Here is an 18,405-nt window from a genome sequence, read left to right as displayed (position 1 = left end):
GAAAAGGCCTAAGCGCTGGTTTTGCCCTTCTTTCTCTGCTCGAGCGACGCTTTGAGGGCCTCCATTAAGTCGACGACATCCGCGTCATCGTCCCCCTCGTCGGTCTCGCCGAATGTTGCCTTCGTGTCAAGCTTGTCGCCTTCTGCGAGTTTGGCGTCGACAAGCTTGCGAAGCTCAATTTGATAGTCGTCCTCGAATTCTTTCGGGGTGAAGTCGGAGGCATAAGATTCAACGAGCTGAGCGGAGAGCTCCAATTGTTTATCGGCTACCTTCGCGCGCGACTTCGTACCGGGGAAGTCAACGGAACGCAACTCATCGGCCCAGATCAAACCCTGGAGAATCAACAGCTTGCCACTGACGCGCAGCACACCGAGGCGTGTTTTCTGACGTAGCGCGAAGCGAACCACGGCGGTGCGGTCGGTCTTCTTCAGGGTCTCACGCAACAGCAGGTAGGACTTCGGAGTTTTGCCCTCCGGCTCGAGGTAATAGGACTTCTCCAACATGATCGGGTCGATCTGATCCGAGGGAACGAACTGCACGACCTCGATCTCGTTGTTGTCGGACTCGGGAAGCGCCTCGAAATCCGATTGGGTCAGCACAACGGTATCGCCGTCTTCTTCGTACGCCTTGTCGATGTGCTTGTAGTCGACTTTTTCCCCGCACACCTCGCAGCGCCTCTCGTAGTGGATCCGACCGCCATCCTTATCGTGCACTTGGTGGAAGGAGATGTCGTGATCCTCCGTTGCCCCATAGGCCTTGACAGGGACGTTGACTAGACCGAAAGTGATGGCCCCGCTCCAGATCGCTCGCATAGGATGAAGTCTATCCAGAAAGGAGACATCGCCGATGCCGCATTTCGAGGTCGATGGCCACTCGCTTTCCGTGAGCAATCTGGACAAGGTGCTCTACCCCGCGACGGGAACCACCAAAGCCGAGGTGATGCATTACTACCTCAGCGTCGCGGACGTGATGATGCCGCACGTCGCCCGCCGACCGGTGACGCGCAAGCGGTGGCCAGACGGGGTAGAGGGGGAGAGTTTCTTCCGCAAAGACCTCGAGGAGTCAGCTCCCGAGTGGGTCACCGTGGGACCCATCAAGCACTCCAACGGCGTCAAGCACTACCCGCTCATCGACGGCCCCGCCACCCTCGCCTGGTTCGCCCAGGTGGCAGCTCTCGAGCTCCACACCCCGCAGTGGCGCTTCACCTCCGACGGCAGCCCCAGTAACCCGGACCGCCTCGTCCTCGACCTCGACCCCGGCCCCGGTGTCACGCTGGCGGGGGCCGCCGAGGTCGCCGGGTGGTGCAGGGAGATCCTCGACGGGATGGGGCTGGCATCAGTTCCGGTGACGTCCGGGTCAAAAGGCATCCATCTGTACGCCTCGCTTGACGGGTCTACTGATTCCGACGCCGTGACGCAGGTCGCCCGGCACCTCGCACGAGCCCTAGAGCAGGAGCACCCGGATCGAGTCACGTCCGTGATGAAGAAAACACAACGCGAGGGGAAGGTCTTTTTGGACTGGAGCCAAAATAAGGCCGCCAAGACGACAGTCAGCCCGTACTCCCTCCGCGGCCGCGCACGCCCGACGGTGGCGGTGCCTCGGACGTGGGATGAAATCGCCGACCCCGACATCCGACACCTCGAGCTCGCGGAGGTGCTGGAGCGCCTCGCAGACGGCAACGACCCCTTGGCCGAGTTCGGTACCGACAGGCTTGCCACCTACCGGTCCATGCGCGATTCCACAAAAACCGATGAGCCCGTCCCCTCCGCCGCGCCGGCCCCCCGCAGCGGGCGGGCCATCTTTGTCATCCAAGAGCACCACGCGCGCCGATTGCACTGGGACTTTCGTGTAGAACACGCCGGGGTGTTGGTGTCGTGGGCCGTGCCAAAAGGACCGCCGCTGGACCCCCAGCTCAACCGCCTCGCGGTGCAAACCGAGGACCACCCGATCGAGTACGCGACGTTCGAAGGGTCGATCCCGAAGGGGCAGTACGGCGGCGGCGAGGTGAGCATCTGGGATTCGGGCACGGTGGACGTCGAAAAGTGGAGGGAGGGCGAGGAAGTCATCGCGGTGCTGACCGGCCAACCCGACGGCGGGCTCGGCGGGGTGCCGCGCCGCTACGCCTTGGTGCACACCGAAGAGAAGAACTGGCTGCTGAAATACATGCACAAACAGCCTGTTTTCGCTCCGATGCTTGCCACCGCCGCGACACCCGCCGACGTTGTCGCGGCGCAGCGAGAAGGCGCGACGTTCGCCTTCGAGATGAAATGGGATGGCTACCGCATGATCGCGCGGGTTACCCGCGGGGGTGTCACCCTGAGTAGCCGGGGCGGCAAAGACTACACGGCGATGTTTCCGCACATCGACGAGTTGCGCAGCGTGCTTCCCGACGGCGGCGTCCTCGACGGCGAGCTCGTCGCCTTAGACGGCGAGGGCCGCCCCAACTTTTCACTACTGCGGTCCGACTCGCCCGCGCCCCTGCGTTTCATGGTTTTCGACGTGCTCGAAATCGGTGAGAAATCGCTTATCGACTCCCCCTACGCCGAGCGGCGCCGCGTGCTGGAGGCGCTGAAGGAGACCGAGCACGTGGTCGTCCCCCCGTCGTACCGAGGCTCCCTGGCCAAGGCCCAGGAGGCGAGCCTTGCACTCAAGCTCGAGGGAGTCGTGGCCAAACGCGTGGACGCCACCTATGAGCACGGCGAGCGCAGCACCGCCTGGCTGAAGCTGAAGAACGCGCTGCACCAGGAAGTTGTTGTCGTTGGCGCGCGGGAGGGCAAGCGCGGTATCGCGTCCCTGCTGGTCGCCGTACCCGACGAGGAGGGAACACTCCGCTACGCGGGGCGCGTAGGCACGGGCTTTAGCGCGCGACAGCTGGAGGACGTGGAGAAGAAGTTGCGGGCCGCCGAAAGGCAGACCCCGCCTGTCGACGTCCCCGCGTCCGTCGCCTCCGACGCCTGGTGGGTCAGCCCACAATTCGTCGCGGAGGTTCAGCTGGCGGGGCGAACCGAGGGCGGTAGCGTGCGCCAAGCGTCGTGGCGGGGCTGGCGCGAGGATAAAACTCCCGCGGAAGTGCGCTGGGAAGTTTAAGAGTCCTCTTTGACTTCCTCGCCGAGTCCGGGCAGTGAGCCCGCGTCCTGGGCGAGCTGGTCCTCGTCGTTGTCGACGGGGACGTTGTCGCTTTCCTTAGAGCTGTATCCGGGTTTTGCGGGGTCGTTGTGCATATCTGTGTCCTTCCTTTCATTCCCGCCCCACCTTACGCTCAGCGGCACGACCCCGATGGGGATCGCTTAGCGAACGAGCTTCCCGCGCTTGCTTTCGTGGAAGAGCGTTTCGTCGTCGTTGAGCTCCCGGTACACAGTTTTCGGCTTCCACGTTGCCAAGGTGCCGGGAAGATCGCGGGCGGCGGAGACGAGGAAGTCGGCGACCTCTTCCATGAATGCGGGCTCGAGGGAGGGGCAGGAGTTGGTCTCGTAGACGACCAGCTCACCGGTCTTCGTGTTTTCTCCGATGTCGATCCCACCGATGAGCGTGCCCGCGGCCTGCGACGCGCGCCGGGCGAGGTCCTCGACCTCAGGGGTAAGTGGGCACATTGCAATCCCGCCGCCGGCAAGCACGTTTGTAATCCATTTGCCTGGGGGAGCGTAGCGGTACATTGCAAAAACGGGATGGTGGTTGACGGTGTAGACGCGGATGTCGCGTCCCGGGTTGTCGATCCACGGTACAGCGTAGAAAGACTCACCTTCCGGCAGGTCCGCGGCGGCGTCGATAAGCTTGAGGCCCCTCCCGCCGTAGCCTGACAGCGGCTTGACGACGGCCCGCTGCCGCATCCACCGCTCGAGCTCCCGTTGATCGGTCCCGGCGGTCACTGGGTAATTGAGCACGCCGCTGGCCGCGAGCTGGGCGCTATCCGTTAGCTTGTTTTGGGCGCGGAAGAGGGTGAGTGCGCCGTTGATAACGGGAATGCCCGCGCGCTCGAAAACGTCAAGGAGCGCCATGCCAGGGATGAGGAGGTCGTCGAGAACCCAGCCAAGAACGAGGCTCGGGGAAAGCGTGCGGCCACCGGCTGAGAAGGTGAAACCGGAGTCATCGATCGTGATGGTGAGCTCGTTGGGGTGCACCCGATACACAGAGACGCCGCGTTCCCGAAGTGCCGGGAAAAGGACCGCGTGATCTTCGTCGTCAGTGGCGTCGGCCAAGACTAGAATCTCTAACATATAAAGAATCTAGCATTGCTTACTGCTTCCATGTCTCAGTTCGAGCGAAAAACGCCGCGATGCCCGCGCCCGCGAAGATCACCAGTGCCGGTAGCCACAGCGAATGCGACATGGCCAGCGCGAAAGGTTGGCTGATTGCTTCGGGAACGCGCCCAACCTGAGTTGGACTCGCCCCCTCGGACTGGCCCAGCTGGGCGTTGAGTTGTGCCGCCATCATGGCGGCGATGCTCGCCGAGCCAATGACCGCGCCGACTTGGCGGACGGTGTTGTACACCGAGGAGCCCGCGCCAGCCAGTGCAGGTTCGAGGTTGCGCGTCGCGATCATCGAGAGCGGGCCCCACATCATCGAGTTACCCAACCCGGCGACGACGGAAACGGCGAGCATCCACTGTGGGGCGATAGTCGGATCGGCGATGACGGTGCTCAGCGCCACCGAGAGCCCCGTCAACACCAAACCGGCGATGGCGAAGGGCTTGGGCGGCCGCGCATCCGTCAACCGGCCAATCCACGGTGCGACGACGCCTGACATCACCCCAGAGGGGAGGATGAGCAGAGCGGCGTCGGTGGGGCTGAAGCCTTTGACTGACTGCACGTAGATCATCCAGGGGATCATGAAGGTAGAGACCGTGAAACCAACCGTGGCCACCGTGAGGGAGGCGAGGGAGAAGTTGCGATCCCGGAACAGCGAGAGGGGCACGAGAGCGTCACCGCGCATGCGAGTCTGCCACCCAACGAACAAGGCCAGGAACACCACTCCTGCGGCGATCAGGGCGAATGGGCGCCAGTCCCAGTTCAGACGGTCGCCTTCCTGGATGCCGAAGATGAGACAGAACATTGCCACGGCGCTTAAGGCGACACCTGCCCAGTCGAACCGCCGCGCCGTGTTGTCCAACGTGGGAACGAAAATCCACGCCAGAATGAACCCGATGACGCCAACAGGGACGTTGACGAAGAAGATCCAGTCCCACCCGGCGGCGTCGACAAGCAGGCCGCCGAGGAGGGGTCCCACAATCGTGGCCAACCCGGCCGTGGCCCCCCAGGCACCCATCGCACCGCCGCGCTGTTCCGGTGAAAAGGTGCGGATCATGACAGCCATGGTCTGCGGGGTAACAAGTGCGCCCCCGAGCCCCTGAACGGCTCGCGCCGCGATGAGTGCCTCGATGGAGTGTGCCAGGCCGCAGGCCAGGGAAGACACTGTGAACAGGGCCAGCCCCGCGAGGTAGATAACGCGCGGTCCGAACCTATCGCCCAACCGCCCCGTGACCAGTAGAGGAACGGCATAGGCCAGGAGGTAGGCACTGTTGACCCAGATCACGCCGTCGTAACTGGCCCCGAAGGCCGCCGAGATGGTGGGAATTGCAACCGACACGATGGTGGAGTCCACGAGGATCATGAAGAACCCCAGCATCATCGACAGCAATGCGGGCCAAGGTGAGCGAGGCGTAGTTTTCACCGACCGAACTCTACCTCAGCAGCAATGAACTGAGTGGCGAGCTGAGGGCGGGGGACGTCGACGCGCCTTCACCGACTGTCAGCGGAAGGGAAATATCCGTGCCGGCATCGGTGGTGATCCGCAATGTGTGGGTCCCCGCGGAGCGGATGGGCAGGACAACCTGAGCCCGGCCGGCCTCGTTAAGGTTGGCGGGGCGGTAGGAGGGATCGATGTGATTGCTTATCGACGGCACACTTCAGGTGAAGAGCGCCCGGGACACCCTCCGCTTCTGCCCAACGGCCGTGGAAATCGGTGACATTAGGGACGGTGAAACGGGACAGCTCCGCAGCGACAGCAGACGGCAGGGCAGATGGCTGAATGAGTGGGTGGGCAAGGACCGCGAGGGACAGGACCGCGGCGACACGAGGTGAGAGAGGCATAGTCCGGAACGATTAATGTCACAGGTGAAACCCAGGTTTTACCCGACTGAAACTGCGGTGAACAAGTAGCGTGTAGCCCATGACGTACCTAGATTCGGAATACCTCGCGGGGCTATCTTCTCTCACCGGGCACGCCCCCGTTTTTGATACCGGCAACCTCCCTGCCGACCCGTTTGAACTGTTCGCGGAGTGGTTTGAAAAGGCCGTCGACGCGGGTTGCGAGGATGTCCGCGCGGCGACCGTCGCCACTGTCGACGAAAACGGCGTTCCCGACGCGCGCGTGATGAACCTGATGAAACTCGACCACGACGGGTTCTCTTTTGGCACCGGCGCGGGCTCAACAAAAGTGGAGCAGATGACGGACAGCCCCGTAGCCGCGTTGAACTTTTGGTGGCAGCCGATGAACCGCGCGGTCCGAGTGCGTGGGTCCGCTCGACTCGAGGCAGCGCCGAGCGAGTCCTTTAACGTGTGGCGGATCGAACCCGTTCGCTTTGAGTACTTCCAAGCGGTGGATGCGCGCAACGCCACCCGCGTGGAGTACAGCTACGAGGGCAGCGGGTGGCGCGTGAAAGTGCTGGACGCCTAGTTCGTCGTGGCTGTGGCCCCAGGGGTGGCCCCAGGGGTGGCCCCGGGGGTGGCCCCAGTGCCGCCACCAGCGTCATCCGCCGCGACGACGGCAATCACTTCTGGCTGCCGCTCTAGAAGGGAATCTTCCGCGGCCTGCTCCGGGGTGTTAGCGACGGCCGGCGTCTCCGTCACCTTGAGGACGGTTTCGCTTGGCGTGACCTGGAAGAACGTATCCAGTCCCTTGATGTTAAATTGTGTTGAGTTGTAGCGGCTGTTGTTCGACGTGTTCCACTGCGAGACGATGATATTCATGTCTGCCAGCGTGGATCCCGGCACGATATAGCCACCGTAAGGCTGGGAGAAATTGATCGGGGACTGGGTGCCAGCCCACGGTCCGTTCTTCACCACCGTCGCCGCGGGCACGTCATCCCAGTTGCGTGCCAGCTCCTTCGAGGCGCGGACCTCGATAGCCCCGGTGGATTCGTTAAACATGGCCAGAACCCAATATCCGTCGATGTAGCGCAGGTTCATCTCCCCGGCCTTGACGTTCTTTTGCAGGATCGGGTTAGCGCTGGTTCCCCAGGACTTCGTCGTGGGATCGTAGACCTCCCACTTCGTTCGGTCCCCAATTTGGTTGAGGGTGAACCGCGACAGGTAGACGGGGTCTTTCCGCTGGAAGCCTGAAGATACGACGTAGAAGAACCCGTCCTGGCCTTGCTGCCAAGAGATGAGGTTGCCCATTCCCCCCATAAATGACGGGCTGGTTTTTCCGATCGAAGCCCAGGTCTTGCCGTCGTCCGTCGACTTCCAGATCTCCGTCTGGCGGACATTGCCAATTCCCTTATTCCACATGCCCTGCAGATAGAGCGTCCCATTGACGTTCATCACGTCGGACGGGATCAGCGTCAAGCTGTCGGTGTGTTCGTACTTGATCAGCTGACCGACCTTCTCACCGTCGTTTAACGGCCGCACGATCTTAACGACGCCATCGATCAACTGCGCCACCACACCCACGGGGCTGAGCCACTCTCCAGTGCCAAACGCCCCGCCGAGGAACGAGTCGCCGAAGATCATCGTGAAGGTGTCGCCATTTCCGATTGGCGACATGACCCCGAGGTCACCGACAAAACCTCCCAGGTCTTTGCCCAGAATGTCGCCGATGAGCTGAACGGTAAACCCACCGGGCATGGTGACCGGGAGGCTAGGGCCGGGCGGAGTCGGGTCGTCGGTTGTCACCCGTCCGCCGGAACTGAGGGAGGAGGCGGAGGCGGCGGGAACGGTCAGTGCGGCGAGGCCGAGGCTACCGGCAACTGAAAACGCAAGGAGCTTTCGGTGGAGGGTCACGCAAAGGACTATAACAATAGCCTGTGACGTCCGCCGGCTTTCCGGGCGTCGTGAAGGCGCCTCAGCCTGACCTTCTCCACCTCGGTGAGATAGTTTCCGGCGGAAACCGACCATGAACGAGTGGGTGTGAAATCTGCAGCACCCGGCTCCCGCACCATGCGACGCCCGCGGGGCGGAGGAGCAGTCAGAGGCGCAGTGACAGCCCACGTCCCGTCGGGAAAGTCGGTGACCTTCCATGTTTCAGGCCATGTTTCAGGCCGTGTTTCGGGCCATGTTTCAGGCGCCGGCGCGGACAATGCGGGTATCTGCTCTCCCGGCGTGGCCGGGCCGCCCACATCGAGCCCCGCCATGCCGTTGAGTATGAAAGCGCGCGCGTGCGGGGCCGCGGGAGCGTCGACAAGCAAGGCTGCAAGCGTAGCACTGTCCTCGGGCGAGAATCCCCCCAGTGGGCGGCCCCCGTACGTTGCAACGACGCGCCCGGTGACTACTTCGAGACCGACCACCAGCTGGCTCGGCCCGAGGTTGGCCAGCTGGGAAGGGGTGAAATCGCCCGTGGCTGTGTCGACGACAACCATGTCGCCGGGCGGGAGCGCGTGGCCGCCACGTGGCGTGCCGTTGCGGGGGACGGCCAGCGGGGACGGAGGTAGGAAAACAACCGCCCCAAACATGCCGATGCCGGCGTTAAATCGCACCCCGGCCAGTGTTTCGGGTACCAGACCGGAACGGTGGACGCGCTCTACCTCGGGAAAGCGCGCCCGCTGCGAGGCGGTAACGGACCCGATCCTCGCGTCTCCCAGACGAACCAGCCAGGCACCGTTGTCGTCGTGAAGGGAGATTGATAGGTACTGTGTCCCGCGCCTAGGCGCCAGTTCAGTTCGCAATACTGCTTGATCGACGCCGACGAGAGGTACCTCCACCGCCACGCCCCAGGCCGACGGAGCAAGACGATAGGTGTTCACCCGCCCCATCTTAGGGGCCCGCTACTCCTCCGCGGCGTCGGCGTCGGCCTTTGTCGCGTGGAACGTGCCGGGCTCGTGCTCCGGCGGGGCATAGATGGAGTACAGCTTGACGGGTTCTTCCCCGACGTTGACAAAGTTGTGCCACTTACCGGCGGGCACGAAGATCGCATCGTCATCCTCCGCGATCTCATCCAGCTCGAGATCGTCCTCGCTCGAGCCGATCATCGCACGGACCTTGCCTTCCTCGATGCGCAGGAACTGGTCGTGCCCGTCGTGGATTTCCGCGCCAATCTCGCCCCCGGCCGGGATGGACATCACGGTCAGCTGGAGGTTCTTACCGGTCCACAATGTGTCCCGGAACGCGTCGTTCGTAACGGTTGCCTGTTCAATGTTGACCTTGTACGGGTTCGGGCCGTGGTCTCCAACGCCCTTGGACATAGATTCCTCCTTGGTCGTGCAATCTCTGTGCACACCCCACGGTAGCGATATTCCGTGGGCGGTGGAGTCCCGCCCGTATCTTGCTGGGCTTAGGCGCTCAAACCCTTGAGGTAGCGACCGGTGACCGAGGACTTCGACTGTGCCACGAGGGAAGGGGTGCCCTGGGCGACAATGCGGCCGCCTGCCGATCCAGCGCCAGGTCCCATATCGATGATGTGGTCGGCCCGGGTGATGACAGCCGGGTTGTGTTCGATTATGACAACGGTTGCGCCCTTGTCAACGAGCGAGTCGAAGAGCTTTACCAGGTTGAAAGAGTCCGCGACGTGAAGGCCATGGGTGGGCTCATCGAGAATGAAGAGGGTGGCTTTGTCGTTGAGGTGGCTCGCCAGTTTGAGACGCTGGCGCTCTCCGCCCGACAGAGTCGTCAACGGTTGGCCGAGGCGGATGTACCCGAGGCCGACGTCGACAAGGTAGCCCGCGATGCGGGCAGCGGCGGGGACTCGGTGCTCGGCGAAGAACCCGGCAGCCTCTCCGGCGGGCATGGCGAGCACCTCAGAGATATCTTTGCCGCCGAATGAATACTCCAAAACCGCTTGGTCGAAGCGCTTTCCCTCGCAGACCTCGCACGGGACATCGACACCCTGCATGATCCCGAGATCCACGTAGACAACCCCGGCACCCTTGCAGTTCTCGCACGCACCCTCGGAATTGGGGGAGAAAAGCGAAGGTGTGACGCCGTTCTCTTTGGCAAACGCTTTCCTGATCGGGTCGAGGGCGCCTGTGAAGGTGGCGGGGTTGGAGCACCGTGAGCCTGAAATGGCGGACTGGTCGACCCACACCGTCTTCTCGTCCCGCGGAATGGAGCGAGCGAGCGTCGACTTCCCGGAACCGGCGACACCCGTGATCACGGTGAGCGCAGCGCGCGGGATGTCGACATCAACCGAACCGAGGTTGTTGCCTGAGGCCCCGCGTACGCTGATGACGCCACTTCCAGGTCTGCATTCACTGTCCGGTTTGAGTTCGTAACGGTCCTGCAGGTGGCGGGCCGTTACGGTCCCTGCATCGCGGAGCTGCGCAACGCTGCCCGAAAATACGATCGTGCCGCCCGAGGTACCGGCCCCGGGGCCCAGCTCGACTACGCGGTCAGCGATCCCGATGGTCTGCGGCTTGTGCTCGACCACCAAGACGGTGTTTCCCTTATCTCGCAACGCGAGAAGGAGGGTGTTCATGCGGTCGATGTCTGCGGGGTGGAGCCCCGCGGTGGGTTCGTCGAATACGTACGTGACGTTCGTCAGGGCGGAACCGAGGTGCCTGACCATCTTGACGCGCTGCGCCTCACCGCCAGACAAGGTCGACGTTGGGCGGTCAAGGGTGAGGTAGTCCAAGCCAATCATGCTGAACGTCGCCAACGTTTCGCGAATCGCCTCGACGAGGGGGGCAACCGAGGGGGCGTCGATACGGGTGAACCACTCCGCGAGCTCGCCGACTTCCATGAGGCACAGCTCGGCGATGTTGTTCCCCTCCACGCGGGATTCCAGCGCGTGTTCCGCGAGGCGGGTGCCGTGGCAGGTCGGGCAGGGACCCGTAGCCAGGGCGCGGTCGGCGAATTCACGCATCGCCTTTGGAAGGCCCTCTTTTTCCTTGCCCTTCAGGGACTTCGTCAGTTTGGGGATCAACCCCTCGTACGTCGTGTTGAACCCGAGGTAGTCAACACGTTTCGGTTCTGACCACAACAATGCGTGCAACTGTTCCTCGGTAAACTGCGCGAGGGGAACGTCGATAGGGAAAAAGCCGGAATCGATGAAGTGCCGCAGCTGCCACGACCCGGGCTTGTAACCAGGGACGCGAATGGCGCCGTCGATAAGCGAGAGGCTCCGGTCCACGACCTCCTCCACGTCGAGGGTCGAGGCCCTACCCGTGCCTTCGCACGCTGGGCACATTCCGCCCGTGCGCTTGTAGTTACGCAGCACTTTTTTGCGACCGCGGGCGTCGGTGAGGACGCCTCCGCCCGAGACGGACGGGACGTTGAAGGAGTACGCGCCGGGCCCGCCCGCGTTCGGCTCCGCAATGCGGGAAAAGAGAACGCGCAACATCGCGGTGACATCGGTTGCGGTGCCCACGGTCGAACGAGCACTGGCGCCGAGGGGCTCTTGGTCGACAACGATCGCCGTGGTTAAGCCTTCGAGCTTGTCGACGTCTGGGCGTGCCATGGAGGGCATGAAACCCTGCACGAAGGTGGAATACGTCTCGTTGATCAGCCGGCGGGATTCGGCGGCGATGACGTTAAACGCCAACGAGGATTTGCCCGACCCTGACAAGCCAGCGAAGACCGTCAGACTGTGTTTGGGAATGTCAACTGAAACGCTGTGGAGGTTGTTCTCGCGGGCTCCAGTGACCCGGATGACGTCATGCTGCACGGGCGAAAAACCTAGCGGGACCGGACTTTAGCTACCAGCGACATGACGCCGAACACGATGAATCCGGCGATGAGTCCGATGACAAGCGAGATGCCCGTTTCCACGCACCATCCGATCGCACCACCGCCGACAGCGTGGACACCGCGCTCAATGAGGTCGTGAAGAGCGTGCCACCCGAAAACCTCATGCAGGCCCCGGATGATGAGGTGCCCGCCTACCCACAGCATCGCCACCGTTCCAACCACCCCAATCAGCGAGAGGACATAAGGCATCGCGGTGACGAGGGCGCGCCCCAGACGAGGGGTATGGCCACGCTGGATCATTCCCAGCCCGATGTCGTCGACCTTGACCAGGACAGCGACAGCCCCGTAGACCACGACCGTCATGAGGATACCCACCGCGATCAGCACCGCCGTCTCCATCAGGAACGGCTCGTCTTTGACCTGGTCGAGGGAGATGATCATGATTTCCGCCGAGAGGATGAGATCGGTCGTGATTGCACTGCGGACTAGCGTCTTCTCATTCTTGGCGCCTTTTGCCGACGGGTCCTCGTGATGGCCTCCAAGCTTCTGCGCGATCTTCTCGGCCCCCTCAAAACACAGGTAGGTGCCGCCCACCATGAGGATGGGCACCAGGGCCCATGGAGCAACCGCGTTGAGGAGCAGCGCGATCGGAAGAACGATCACCAGCTTGTTGCGCAGTGAGCCTTTGGTGATCTTCCAGATCATCGGTAGCTCGCGGGCCGGGGAGACGTCGGAGACGTATTGCGGGGTCACGGCAGCGTCATCGATGACCACCCCCGCGGCTTTCGCCGAGGTTTTGGCGGCCATCCCGGCGATATCGTCCACCGAGGCGGAAGCGGTACGGGCAATGAGCGCAACGTCGTCGAGAAGCGCGAGTAAGCCACCGGACACGGCGACCACCTTTCGTCGGGAAGAAGGGGAAAGACTGAGAGCACTGTGTGTGCTAACTCGCCATCATAAACGGGCGGTACCGTGTGGGGCATGGGTGAACTCATCACGTCGACTGCCCGGGTAAGAACCGAACGGGCCGGGCGCTACGGCAAGCAAATGGCCAGCCACTTCGGCAGGAAGATCGAAGCGGAGTGGGACCCTGACGCGATGCGCGGCCAGCTCGTGTTCCCCTCAGACGGTGCCCCGACAACCTGCGACATGTTGTGTGGGGAAGACGTACTCATGCTCACCCTTCAGGCCACCCCCGAAAATGTGGAGAGAATGGAGGGGGTTGTTGGCCGTCACCTGGAACGATTCGGAGAACGGGACGGTCTCGTCGTGACATGGGTGAGAGGAGGGTGAGGAAGGTTTTCCTTTGTGAAGGTCTCCTGTGGTGAAATGTGGGGAACCCATAACGTGTGACGTGTCGCACTGCTGGGTACTTCCTGTTACTTAGCAACTGAAGGAGATGCCGTGCACCTGAGGAAGACGGCGGCGATTGTCGCTGCGAGCACCTTAACTTTTAGCCTCGTAGCCTGCGGAAACGAAGGATCGGGCGAGGGTGACTACGTGATGGTGAACGGCTCCGAGCCGCAGAACCCGCTGATCCCCGGGAACACGAATGAAACCGGGGGCGGCCGAATCGTCGAGAAGATTTACGCGGGCCTCGTTTACTACGACGCCGACGGGCATGCCCACAACGACCTGGCCAAGTCGATCGACCTTGAGGGCGACAAGACCTACCGGATCACTCTGAAGGACGACGCGAAGTGGTCCGATGGCACCAACGTCACCGCCGAGGACTTCGTTAAGGCGTGGAACTACACGGTAGAGAACTCGCTGCTGTCCGCCTCCTTCTTCGAACCCATCCTCGGCTACGCCGAGGGGGCGAAGGAAATGGAAGGCCTGAAGGTCGTCGACGAGAAGACATTCACGGTCGAGCTGGCCCAGCCCGAGGCGGATTTCCCCTCCACCCTCGGATACTCGGCGTTCTACCCGCTGCACCCGAGTGCCTACGACGATATTGAGGCCTACGGCCAAAAACCGGTCAGTAACGGCCCGTACAAGCTCAGCGAGTGGAACCACAACCAGGACGCCACCATCGTTCCCAACGACGAATACACCGGGGACCGCACACCGAAGAATGACGGGGTGACCTACGTCTTTTACGCGCAGCAGGACGCCGCATACTCCGACCTCCTCGCCGGCAACCTGGACGTCCTCGACGCTATTCCGGATTCCGCTTTCTCGACCTACCGCGACGAGCTGGGGGAGCGCGCCGTCAACAAGCCCGGCGCAGTCTTCCAGTCCTTCACGATCCCGCAAAACCTGCCGCACTTCTCCGGCGAGGAGGGTGTGCTGCGCCGCCAGGCCATCTCCCGCGCCATCAACCGCGAGGAGATCACCCAGACAATTTTCGACGGGACGCGGACCCCGGCAACGGACTTCACCTCACCGGTCATTCCCGGCCACTCTGACTCCCTGCAGGGCGCGGATGTGCTCTCCTACAACCCCGAGGAAGCCAAGCGCCTGTGGGCGGAAGCCGACGCAATCTCGCCGTTCACCGGCCAGTTCACCATTTCCTACAACGCAGACGGTGGCCACCAAGCGTGGGCCGACGCGGTGGCGAACTCGATCCGCAACACCCTCGGCATTGACGCAGTGGGCAACGCATACCCAGACTTCAAGTCGCTTCGCGACGACGTGAAGAAGCGCACCATTCAAGGCGCGTTCCGCACCGGCTGGCAGGCGGACTTCCCGCTGCTGGGCAATTTCCTCACCCCCTTGTACACCACCGGTGCTAGCTCCAACGATGGTGACTACTCCAACGCCGATTTCGACCGGCTGGTGAAGGAAGCAGCGACGGCCGGCAGTGCCGAGGCCGCACAGCCGAAGTACAACGAGGCGCAGGAAATCCTCCTCAAGGAGCTTCCCGCAATCCCGCTGTGGTATTCCAACACGACCGGTGGGTCCTCTGACAAGGTGGAGAACGTGACCTTCTCTTGGAAGAGCCAGCCCGTCTACGAAGAAATCACCAAGAAGTAGCGCGCAGTCATGCTCCGTTACATCGGACGGCGCCTGCTTCAGATGATCCCCGTCTTCTTCGGCGCCACCCTGCTCCTCTACGCTCTCGTCTTCCTGATGCCGGGTGATCCTGTGCAGGCACTCGGCGGGGACCGAGGCTTGTCGGAGGCGGCCCGCGCGCGCATTGAGGCGGAATACAACCTGGACAAGCCGTTTCTCGTTCAGTATCTCTTGTACCTGAAGGGGATCTTCACCGGCGACTTCGGCATGACCTTCTCGGGCCAGCCGGTCTCCGCGGTCATGGCCAACGCGTTCCCCGTCACCGCCAAGTTGGCGCTGATGGCGCTGGCGTTTGAATCGGTCTTTGGCATCCTGTTCGGCGTCATCGCGGGAATGCGCCGCGGCGGCGCTTTCGACTCGACGATCTTGGTCATCTCGCTGTTTGTCATCGCCGTGCCCTCGTTTGTTATCGGCTTCGTCCTGCAGTACCTCGTCGGTGTCAAGTGGGGGTTGCTCCCCGTCACCGTCGGAAGGAACGAGTCGTTCGTGGCTCTGCTCATGCCCGCGATCGTGCTCGGTTCGTTGTCCTTCGCGTACGTCGTGCGGTTGACGCGCAACAGTGTGAGCGACAACCTCCGAGCGGATTACGTGCGCACGGCTCGGGCAAAAGGGCTCTCCGGAAGCACCGTAATGACCCGCCACGTTCTGCGAAATTCGCTCATCCCCGTGGTGACGTTCCTCGGGTCGGACCTGGGAGCTTTGATGGGTGGCGCCATCGTCACCGAAGGCATCTTCGGGATCAACGGCGTGGGTGGCACGATTTACCAAGGAATCATCAAGGGAGAACCCGCAACGGTCGTGTCTTTCACCACCGTTTTGGTCATCGTCTACATCGTGGCCAACCTCATTGTGGACCTCCTCTACGCCGTTCTTGACCCAAGGATTCGCTATGCCTAACTCTCAAGAACCTCAAGGACTAAACGCGCCGCTTCGCGGCCAGGAGTACTTCATCGCGGAGACAGACGAGACCGGCTTGGGAGCGGTCGACGCCGTTGCCGACGGCTCTGCCCCCGCGAGCCAATGGACTGATGCCTGGCGCTACCTGCGCCGGCGCCCGCTGTTCTGGATCTCCGGTCTGCTCATCCTCGCCGCTCTCGCCTTGGCGCTCGCGCCTGGTCTCTTTACGACGGTGGACCCGCGGGAATGTGTCCTCTCGCATTCCCTCGCGGGCCCAAGCTCGGGCCACCCCTTCGGATTCAATCGCCAGGGTTGTGACATTTACTCCCGCACCGTCTATGGCGCCCGCGCCTCGGTCACAGTGGGAGTGCTCACCACGCTGCTTGTCACGGTGATCGGTTCCATCGTCGGCGCCCTCGCCGGTTTCTACGGCGGCGTGTGGGATGCCATCTTGTCGCGGCTCACCGACATCTTCTTTGCCGTGCCCCTCGTCTTGGCCGCCATCGTCGTGATGTCCATGTTCCAAAACAAACGCTCGGTGTGGATGGTTGTGCTGGCACTAGCGATGTTCGGGTGGACCCAGATCGCGAGAATCACCCGCGGTGCTGTGCTGGGAGTAAAGAATGATGAGTTTGTTACGGCTGCCCGCGCGTTGGGCGCGTCGAACCTGCGCATCATCACCTCCCACGTCATGCCCAACGCAGCGGCGCCGATCATCGTGTACGCCACCGTCGCTCTTGGAACCTTCATCGTTGCGGAGGCGACCCTGTCCTTCCTTGGCATCGGGTTGCCGGCGACGGTCGTGTCCTGGGGCGGGGATATTTCCGCAGCCCAGGCCTCGCTGCGCACTCAGCCAATGGTGCTCTTCTACCCGGCCATCGCTCTCGCGCTGACGGTGCTGAGCTTTATCATGATGGGCGATGCGATCCGCGACGCCCTCGACCCGAAAGCGAGGAAGCGATGAGCGAACCACTACTCGACATCGAGGGTCTGCGGATCTCCTTCGAATCCACAACCGGCACCGTCGAGGCCGTGCGCGACGTCGACCTGACCATCTACCCCGGCCAGTCGGTCGCTATCGTCGGCGAGTCCGGTTCTGGGAAGTCAACGGCCGCTATGTCCATCCTCGGGCTACTGCCGGGCACAGGCAAAGTGACGGCGGGGTCAATCAAGCTCAACGGCGAGGAGCTGACTGAGCTGGATGAAAAGGGCTGGGAGAGGATCCGCGGCAGCCAAATCGGCCTTGTCCCGCAGGATCCGATGAGTAACCTCAACCCGGTGTGGCGCATCGGCACCCAGGTCGAGGAGGCGCTGCGTGCAAACAATATCGCCGCGGGCTCTGAGCGCCACGCCCGCGTGCTCTCCCTTTTGGAGGAGGCCGGGCTGCCGGACGTCGAGAAGCGTGCCAAGCAGTATCCGCACGAGTTCTCTGGTGGGATGCGGCAGCGCGCGCTCATCGCCATGGGGCTTGCCGCGCGGCCCGCCCTGCTTATTGCCGACGAGCCGACGTCGGCCCTCGACGTCACTGTGCAAAAGCGCATCCTCGACCACCTGGAAACCCTCACCAAAGAGCTGGGCACGGCGTTATTGTTCATCACCCACGACCTCGGTTTGGCCGCGGAGCGCGCGGATCACCTCGTGGTCATGCACCGGGGACGTATCGTCGAGAAGGGGCCGAGCCTGCAGATCCTGCGCGCTCCGCAGCACCCGTACACGAAGCGGCTCGTCACCGCGGCGCCCTCGCTGGCATCGGCCCGTATCCAGTCGGCGAAGGCGAAGGGATTGGAAACGGCTGAATCGCTCGCCGCCGACGTGGCCAGCGAGGAAGTCGTTGTGCGGGTGACCGATCTTGTGAAAGAGTTCGGTTCACTCCGAGCCGTCGATGGTGTCTCCTTCGACCTCCGCCGGGGATCCACCCTCGCCCTCGTGGGCGAGTCCGGCTCGGGTAAGTCGACCGTGGCCAATATGGTCCTAAGTCTGCTTGAGCCGACGAGCGGGGCAGTGGAGTTCGAGGGGCGCGACGTGTCCAAACTGTCGCGCAAAGAACTTTTCGACGTCCGCCGCCGCATGCAGGTGGTCTTCCAGAACCCCTACGGTTCGCTCGACCCGATGTACTCCATCTACCGGTGTATTGAGGAGCCCCTCACCCTGCACAAGGTTGGCAGCCGCAAGGAGCGGGAGGCTCGCGTTTCTGAGCTGTTGGACATGGTGCAGATGCCGCGTTCCGCGATGCGCCGGTACCCCAACGAGCTCTCGGGCGGGCAGCGGCAGCGCATCGCCATTGCCCGTGCGATGGCACTCAACCCGGAGGTCATCGTGCTGGATGAGGCGGTCTCCGCCCTCGACGTCTTGGTCCAAAACCAGATCCTGCACCTGCTGACGGATCTGCAAAGCGAACTGCGCCTGTCTTACCTGTTCATCACCCACGATCTCGCCGTGGTGAGGCAAACGGCTGACGATATCGTGGTGATGCGGCAGGGAAAGGTCGTCGAAAAGGGCACCGCGGACAGCGTCTTTGACAACCCAGCCGAGGAGTACACGCGAAACCTCATCAATTCGGTGCCCGGCCTCAACATTGAGCTGGGGACGGGAGAGAACCTGGGAATCGACGTGGGGTAGGTGCGGGTGTGCACTTTCGTGCCGAACTCCGGCACGAATG

17 protein-coding genes are annotated in these 18,405 nt (G+C 62.8%); 7 read left to right on the top strand and 10 right to left on the bottom strand.

Annotation, left to right across the window (positions count from 1 at the left end; all coding sequences use genetic code 11):
- Positions 1–8 precede the first annotated feature (8 nt).
- On the bottom strand, positions 9–812 hold the full coding sequence (gene ku, locus CAPI_RS06895; RefSeq protein WP_018017913.1) for a non-homologous end joining protein Ku: 804 nt from the start codon (positions 810–812) through the stop codon (positions 9–11).
- 34 nt (positions 813–846) lie between these two features.
- Between ku and ligD the strand changes: the two genes are divergently transcribed.
- Positions 847–3,087, top strand: a complete 2,241-nt coding sequence (gene ligD / locus CAPI_RS06890) for a non-homologous end-joining DNA ligase (protein WP_018017912.1) — start codon at positions 847–849, stop codon at positions 3,085–3,087.
- Here the strand turns inward: ligD and CAPI_RS06885 are convergent.
- The 4 genes from CAPI_RS06885 to CAPI_RS06870 all read right to left on the bottom strand — a co-directional run bounded on the left by CAPI_RS06885 (position 3,084) and on the right by CAPI_RS06870 (position 5,899).
- Positions 3,084–3,221, bottom strand: coding sequence for a hypothetical protein (locus CAPI_RS06885; RefSeq protein ID WP_018017911.1), 138 nt, complete (start codon positions 3,219–3,221; stop codon positions 3,084–3,086). The two genes, ligD and CAPI_RS06885, sit on opposite strands and share 4 nt — an antisense overlap.
- Positions 3,222–3,287: 66 nt before the next feature.
- Positions 3,288–4,214 carry an ATP-grasp domain-containing protein gene (locus CAPI_RS06880; RefSeq protein ID WP_018017910.1) on the bottom strand — a complete coding sequence of 309 codons (927 nt, stop codon included), beginning with the start codon at positions 4,212–4,214 and terminating at the stop codon, positions 3,288–3,290.
- 19 nt (positions 4,215–4,233) lie between these two features.
- Positions 4,234–5,667: a DHA2 family efflux MFS transporter permease subunit gene (locus CAPI_RS06875; protein WP_026157180.1), complete on the bottom strand. Its 1,434-nt coding sequence runs from the start codon at positions 5,665–5,667 to the stop codon at positions 4,234–4,236.
- Positions 5,668–5,677: 10 nt separating this feature from the next.
- Positions 5,678–5,899, bottom strand: coding sequence for a hypothetical protein (locus tag CAPI_RS06870; protein ID WP_156806901.1), 222 nt, complete (start codon positions 5,897–5,899; stop codon positions 5,678–5,680).
- Positions 5,900–6,165: 266 nt separating this feature from the next.
- Here CAPI_RS06870 and CAPI_RS06865 point away from each other — a divergent pair, with 266 nt between their 5' ends.
- The gene (locus CAPI_RS06865; protein ID WP_018017907.1) at positions 6,166–6,672 is read left to right on the top strand and encodes a pyridoxamine 5'-phosphate oxidase family protein; all 507 of its coding nucleotides are present in this window, start codon (positions 6,166–6,168) and stop codon (positions 6,670–6,672) included.
- Here the strand turns inward: CAPI_RS06865 and CAPI_RS06860 are convergent.
- From CAPI_RS06860 to CAPI_RS06840, 5 genes are all read right to left on the bottom strand, one after another.
- A complete protein-coding gene (locus CAPI_RS06860) occupies positions 6,669–7,997 on the bottom strand; it encodes a DUF4185 domain-containing protein (RefSeq protein ID WP_018017906.1) in 1,329 nt (442 codons plus the stop codon). The two genes, CAPI_RS06865 and CAPI_RS06860, sit on opposite strands and share 4 nt — an antisense overlap.
- Before the next feature lie 8 nt (positions 7,998–8,005).
- Positions 8,006–8,956 carry a hypothetical protein gene (locus CAPI_RS06855; protein WP_156806899.1) on the bottom strand — a complete coding sequence of 317 codons (951 nt, stop codon included), beginning with the start codon at positions 8,954–8,956 and terminating at the stop codon, positions 8,006–8,008.
- 21 nt (positions 8,957–8,977) lie between these two features.
- Positions 8,978–9,394: a cupin domain-containing protein gene (locus tag CAPI_RS06850; protein ID WP_018017904.1), complete on the bottom strand. Its 417-nt coding sequence runs from the start codon at positions 9,392–9,394 to the stop codon at positions 8,978–8,980.
- A gap of 89 nt (positions 9,395–9,483) precedes the next feature.
- The gene (locus tag CAPI_RS06845) at positions 9,484–11,811 is read right to left on the bottom strand and encodes an ATP-binding cassette domain-containing protein (RefSeq protein WP_018017903.1); all 2,328 of its coding nucleotides are present in this window, start codon (positions 11,809–11,811) and stop codon (positions 9,484–9,486) included.
- A gap of 11 nt (positions 11,812–11,822) precedes the next feature.
- Positions 11,823–12,725, bottom strand: coding sequence for a DUF808 domain-containing protein (locus CAPI_RS06840; RefSeq protein WP_018017902.1), 903 nt, complete (start codon positions 12,723–12,725; stop codon positions 11,823–11,825).
- A gap of 90 nt (positions 12,726–12,815) precedes the next feature.
- On the opposite strand from CAPI_RS06840, the gene CAPI_RS06835 reads away from it, so the two are divergent.
- The 5 genes from CAPI_RS06835 to CAPI_RS06815 all read left to right on the top strand — a co-directional run bounded on the left by CAPI_RS06835 (position 12,816) and on the right by CAPI_RS06815 (position 18,365).
- Positions 12,816–13,127, top strand: coding sequence for a DUF2218 domain-containing protein (locus CAPI_RS06835; protein WP_026157179.1), 312 nt, complete (start codon positions 12,816–12,818; stop codon positions 13,125–13,127).
- Between the two features lie 111 nt (positions 13,128–13,238).
- Positions 13,239–14,810 (top strand): peptide ABC transporter substrate-binding protein, encoded by a 1,572-nt coding sequence (locus CAPI_RS06830; RefSeq protein ID WP_018017900.1) that lies wholly within the window; start codon positions 13,239–13,241, stop codon positions 14,808–14,810.
- Positions 14,811–14,819: 9 nt separating this feature from the next.
- Positions 14,820–15,746, top strand: coding sequence for an ABC transporter permease (locus CAPI_RS06825; RefSeq protein WP_018017899.1), 927 nt, complete (start codon positions 14,820–14,822; stop codon positions 15,744–15,746).
- Positions 15,739–16,710, top strand: a complete 972-nt coding sequence (locus CAPI_RS06820) for an ABC transporter permease (RefSeq protein WP_018017898.1) — start codon at positions 15,739–15,741, stop codon at positions 16,708–16,710. The genes CAPI_RS06825 and CAPI_RS06820 overlap by 8 nt, the downstream gene beginning before the upstream one ends.
- Positions 16,707–18,365 carry a dipeptide ABC transporter ATP-binding protein gene (locus CAPI_RS06815; protein ID WP_018017897.1) on the top strand — a complete coding sequence of 553 codons (1,659 nt, stop codon included), beginning with the start codon at positions 16,707–16,709 and terminating at the stop codon, positions 18,363–18,365. Before CAPI_RS06820 ends, CAPI_RS06815 begins: the two co-directional genes overlap by 4 nt.
- The last annotated feature ends 40 nt before the right edge of the window (positions 18,366–18,405 follow it).

The sequence above is a fragment of the Corynebacterium capitovis DSM 44611 genome (genome assembly GCF_030440535.1).
Classification (GTDB): Bacteria; Actinomycetota; Actinomycetes; order Mycobacteriales; family Mycobacteriaceae; genus Corynebacterium; species Corynebacterium capitovis.
The sequence above is the reverse complement of the archived record's forward strand: the minus strand, read 5'-3'. Positions and strand labels throughout refer to the sequence as shown.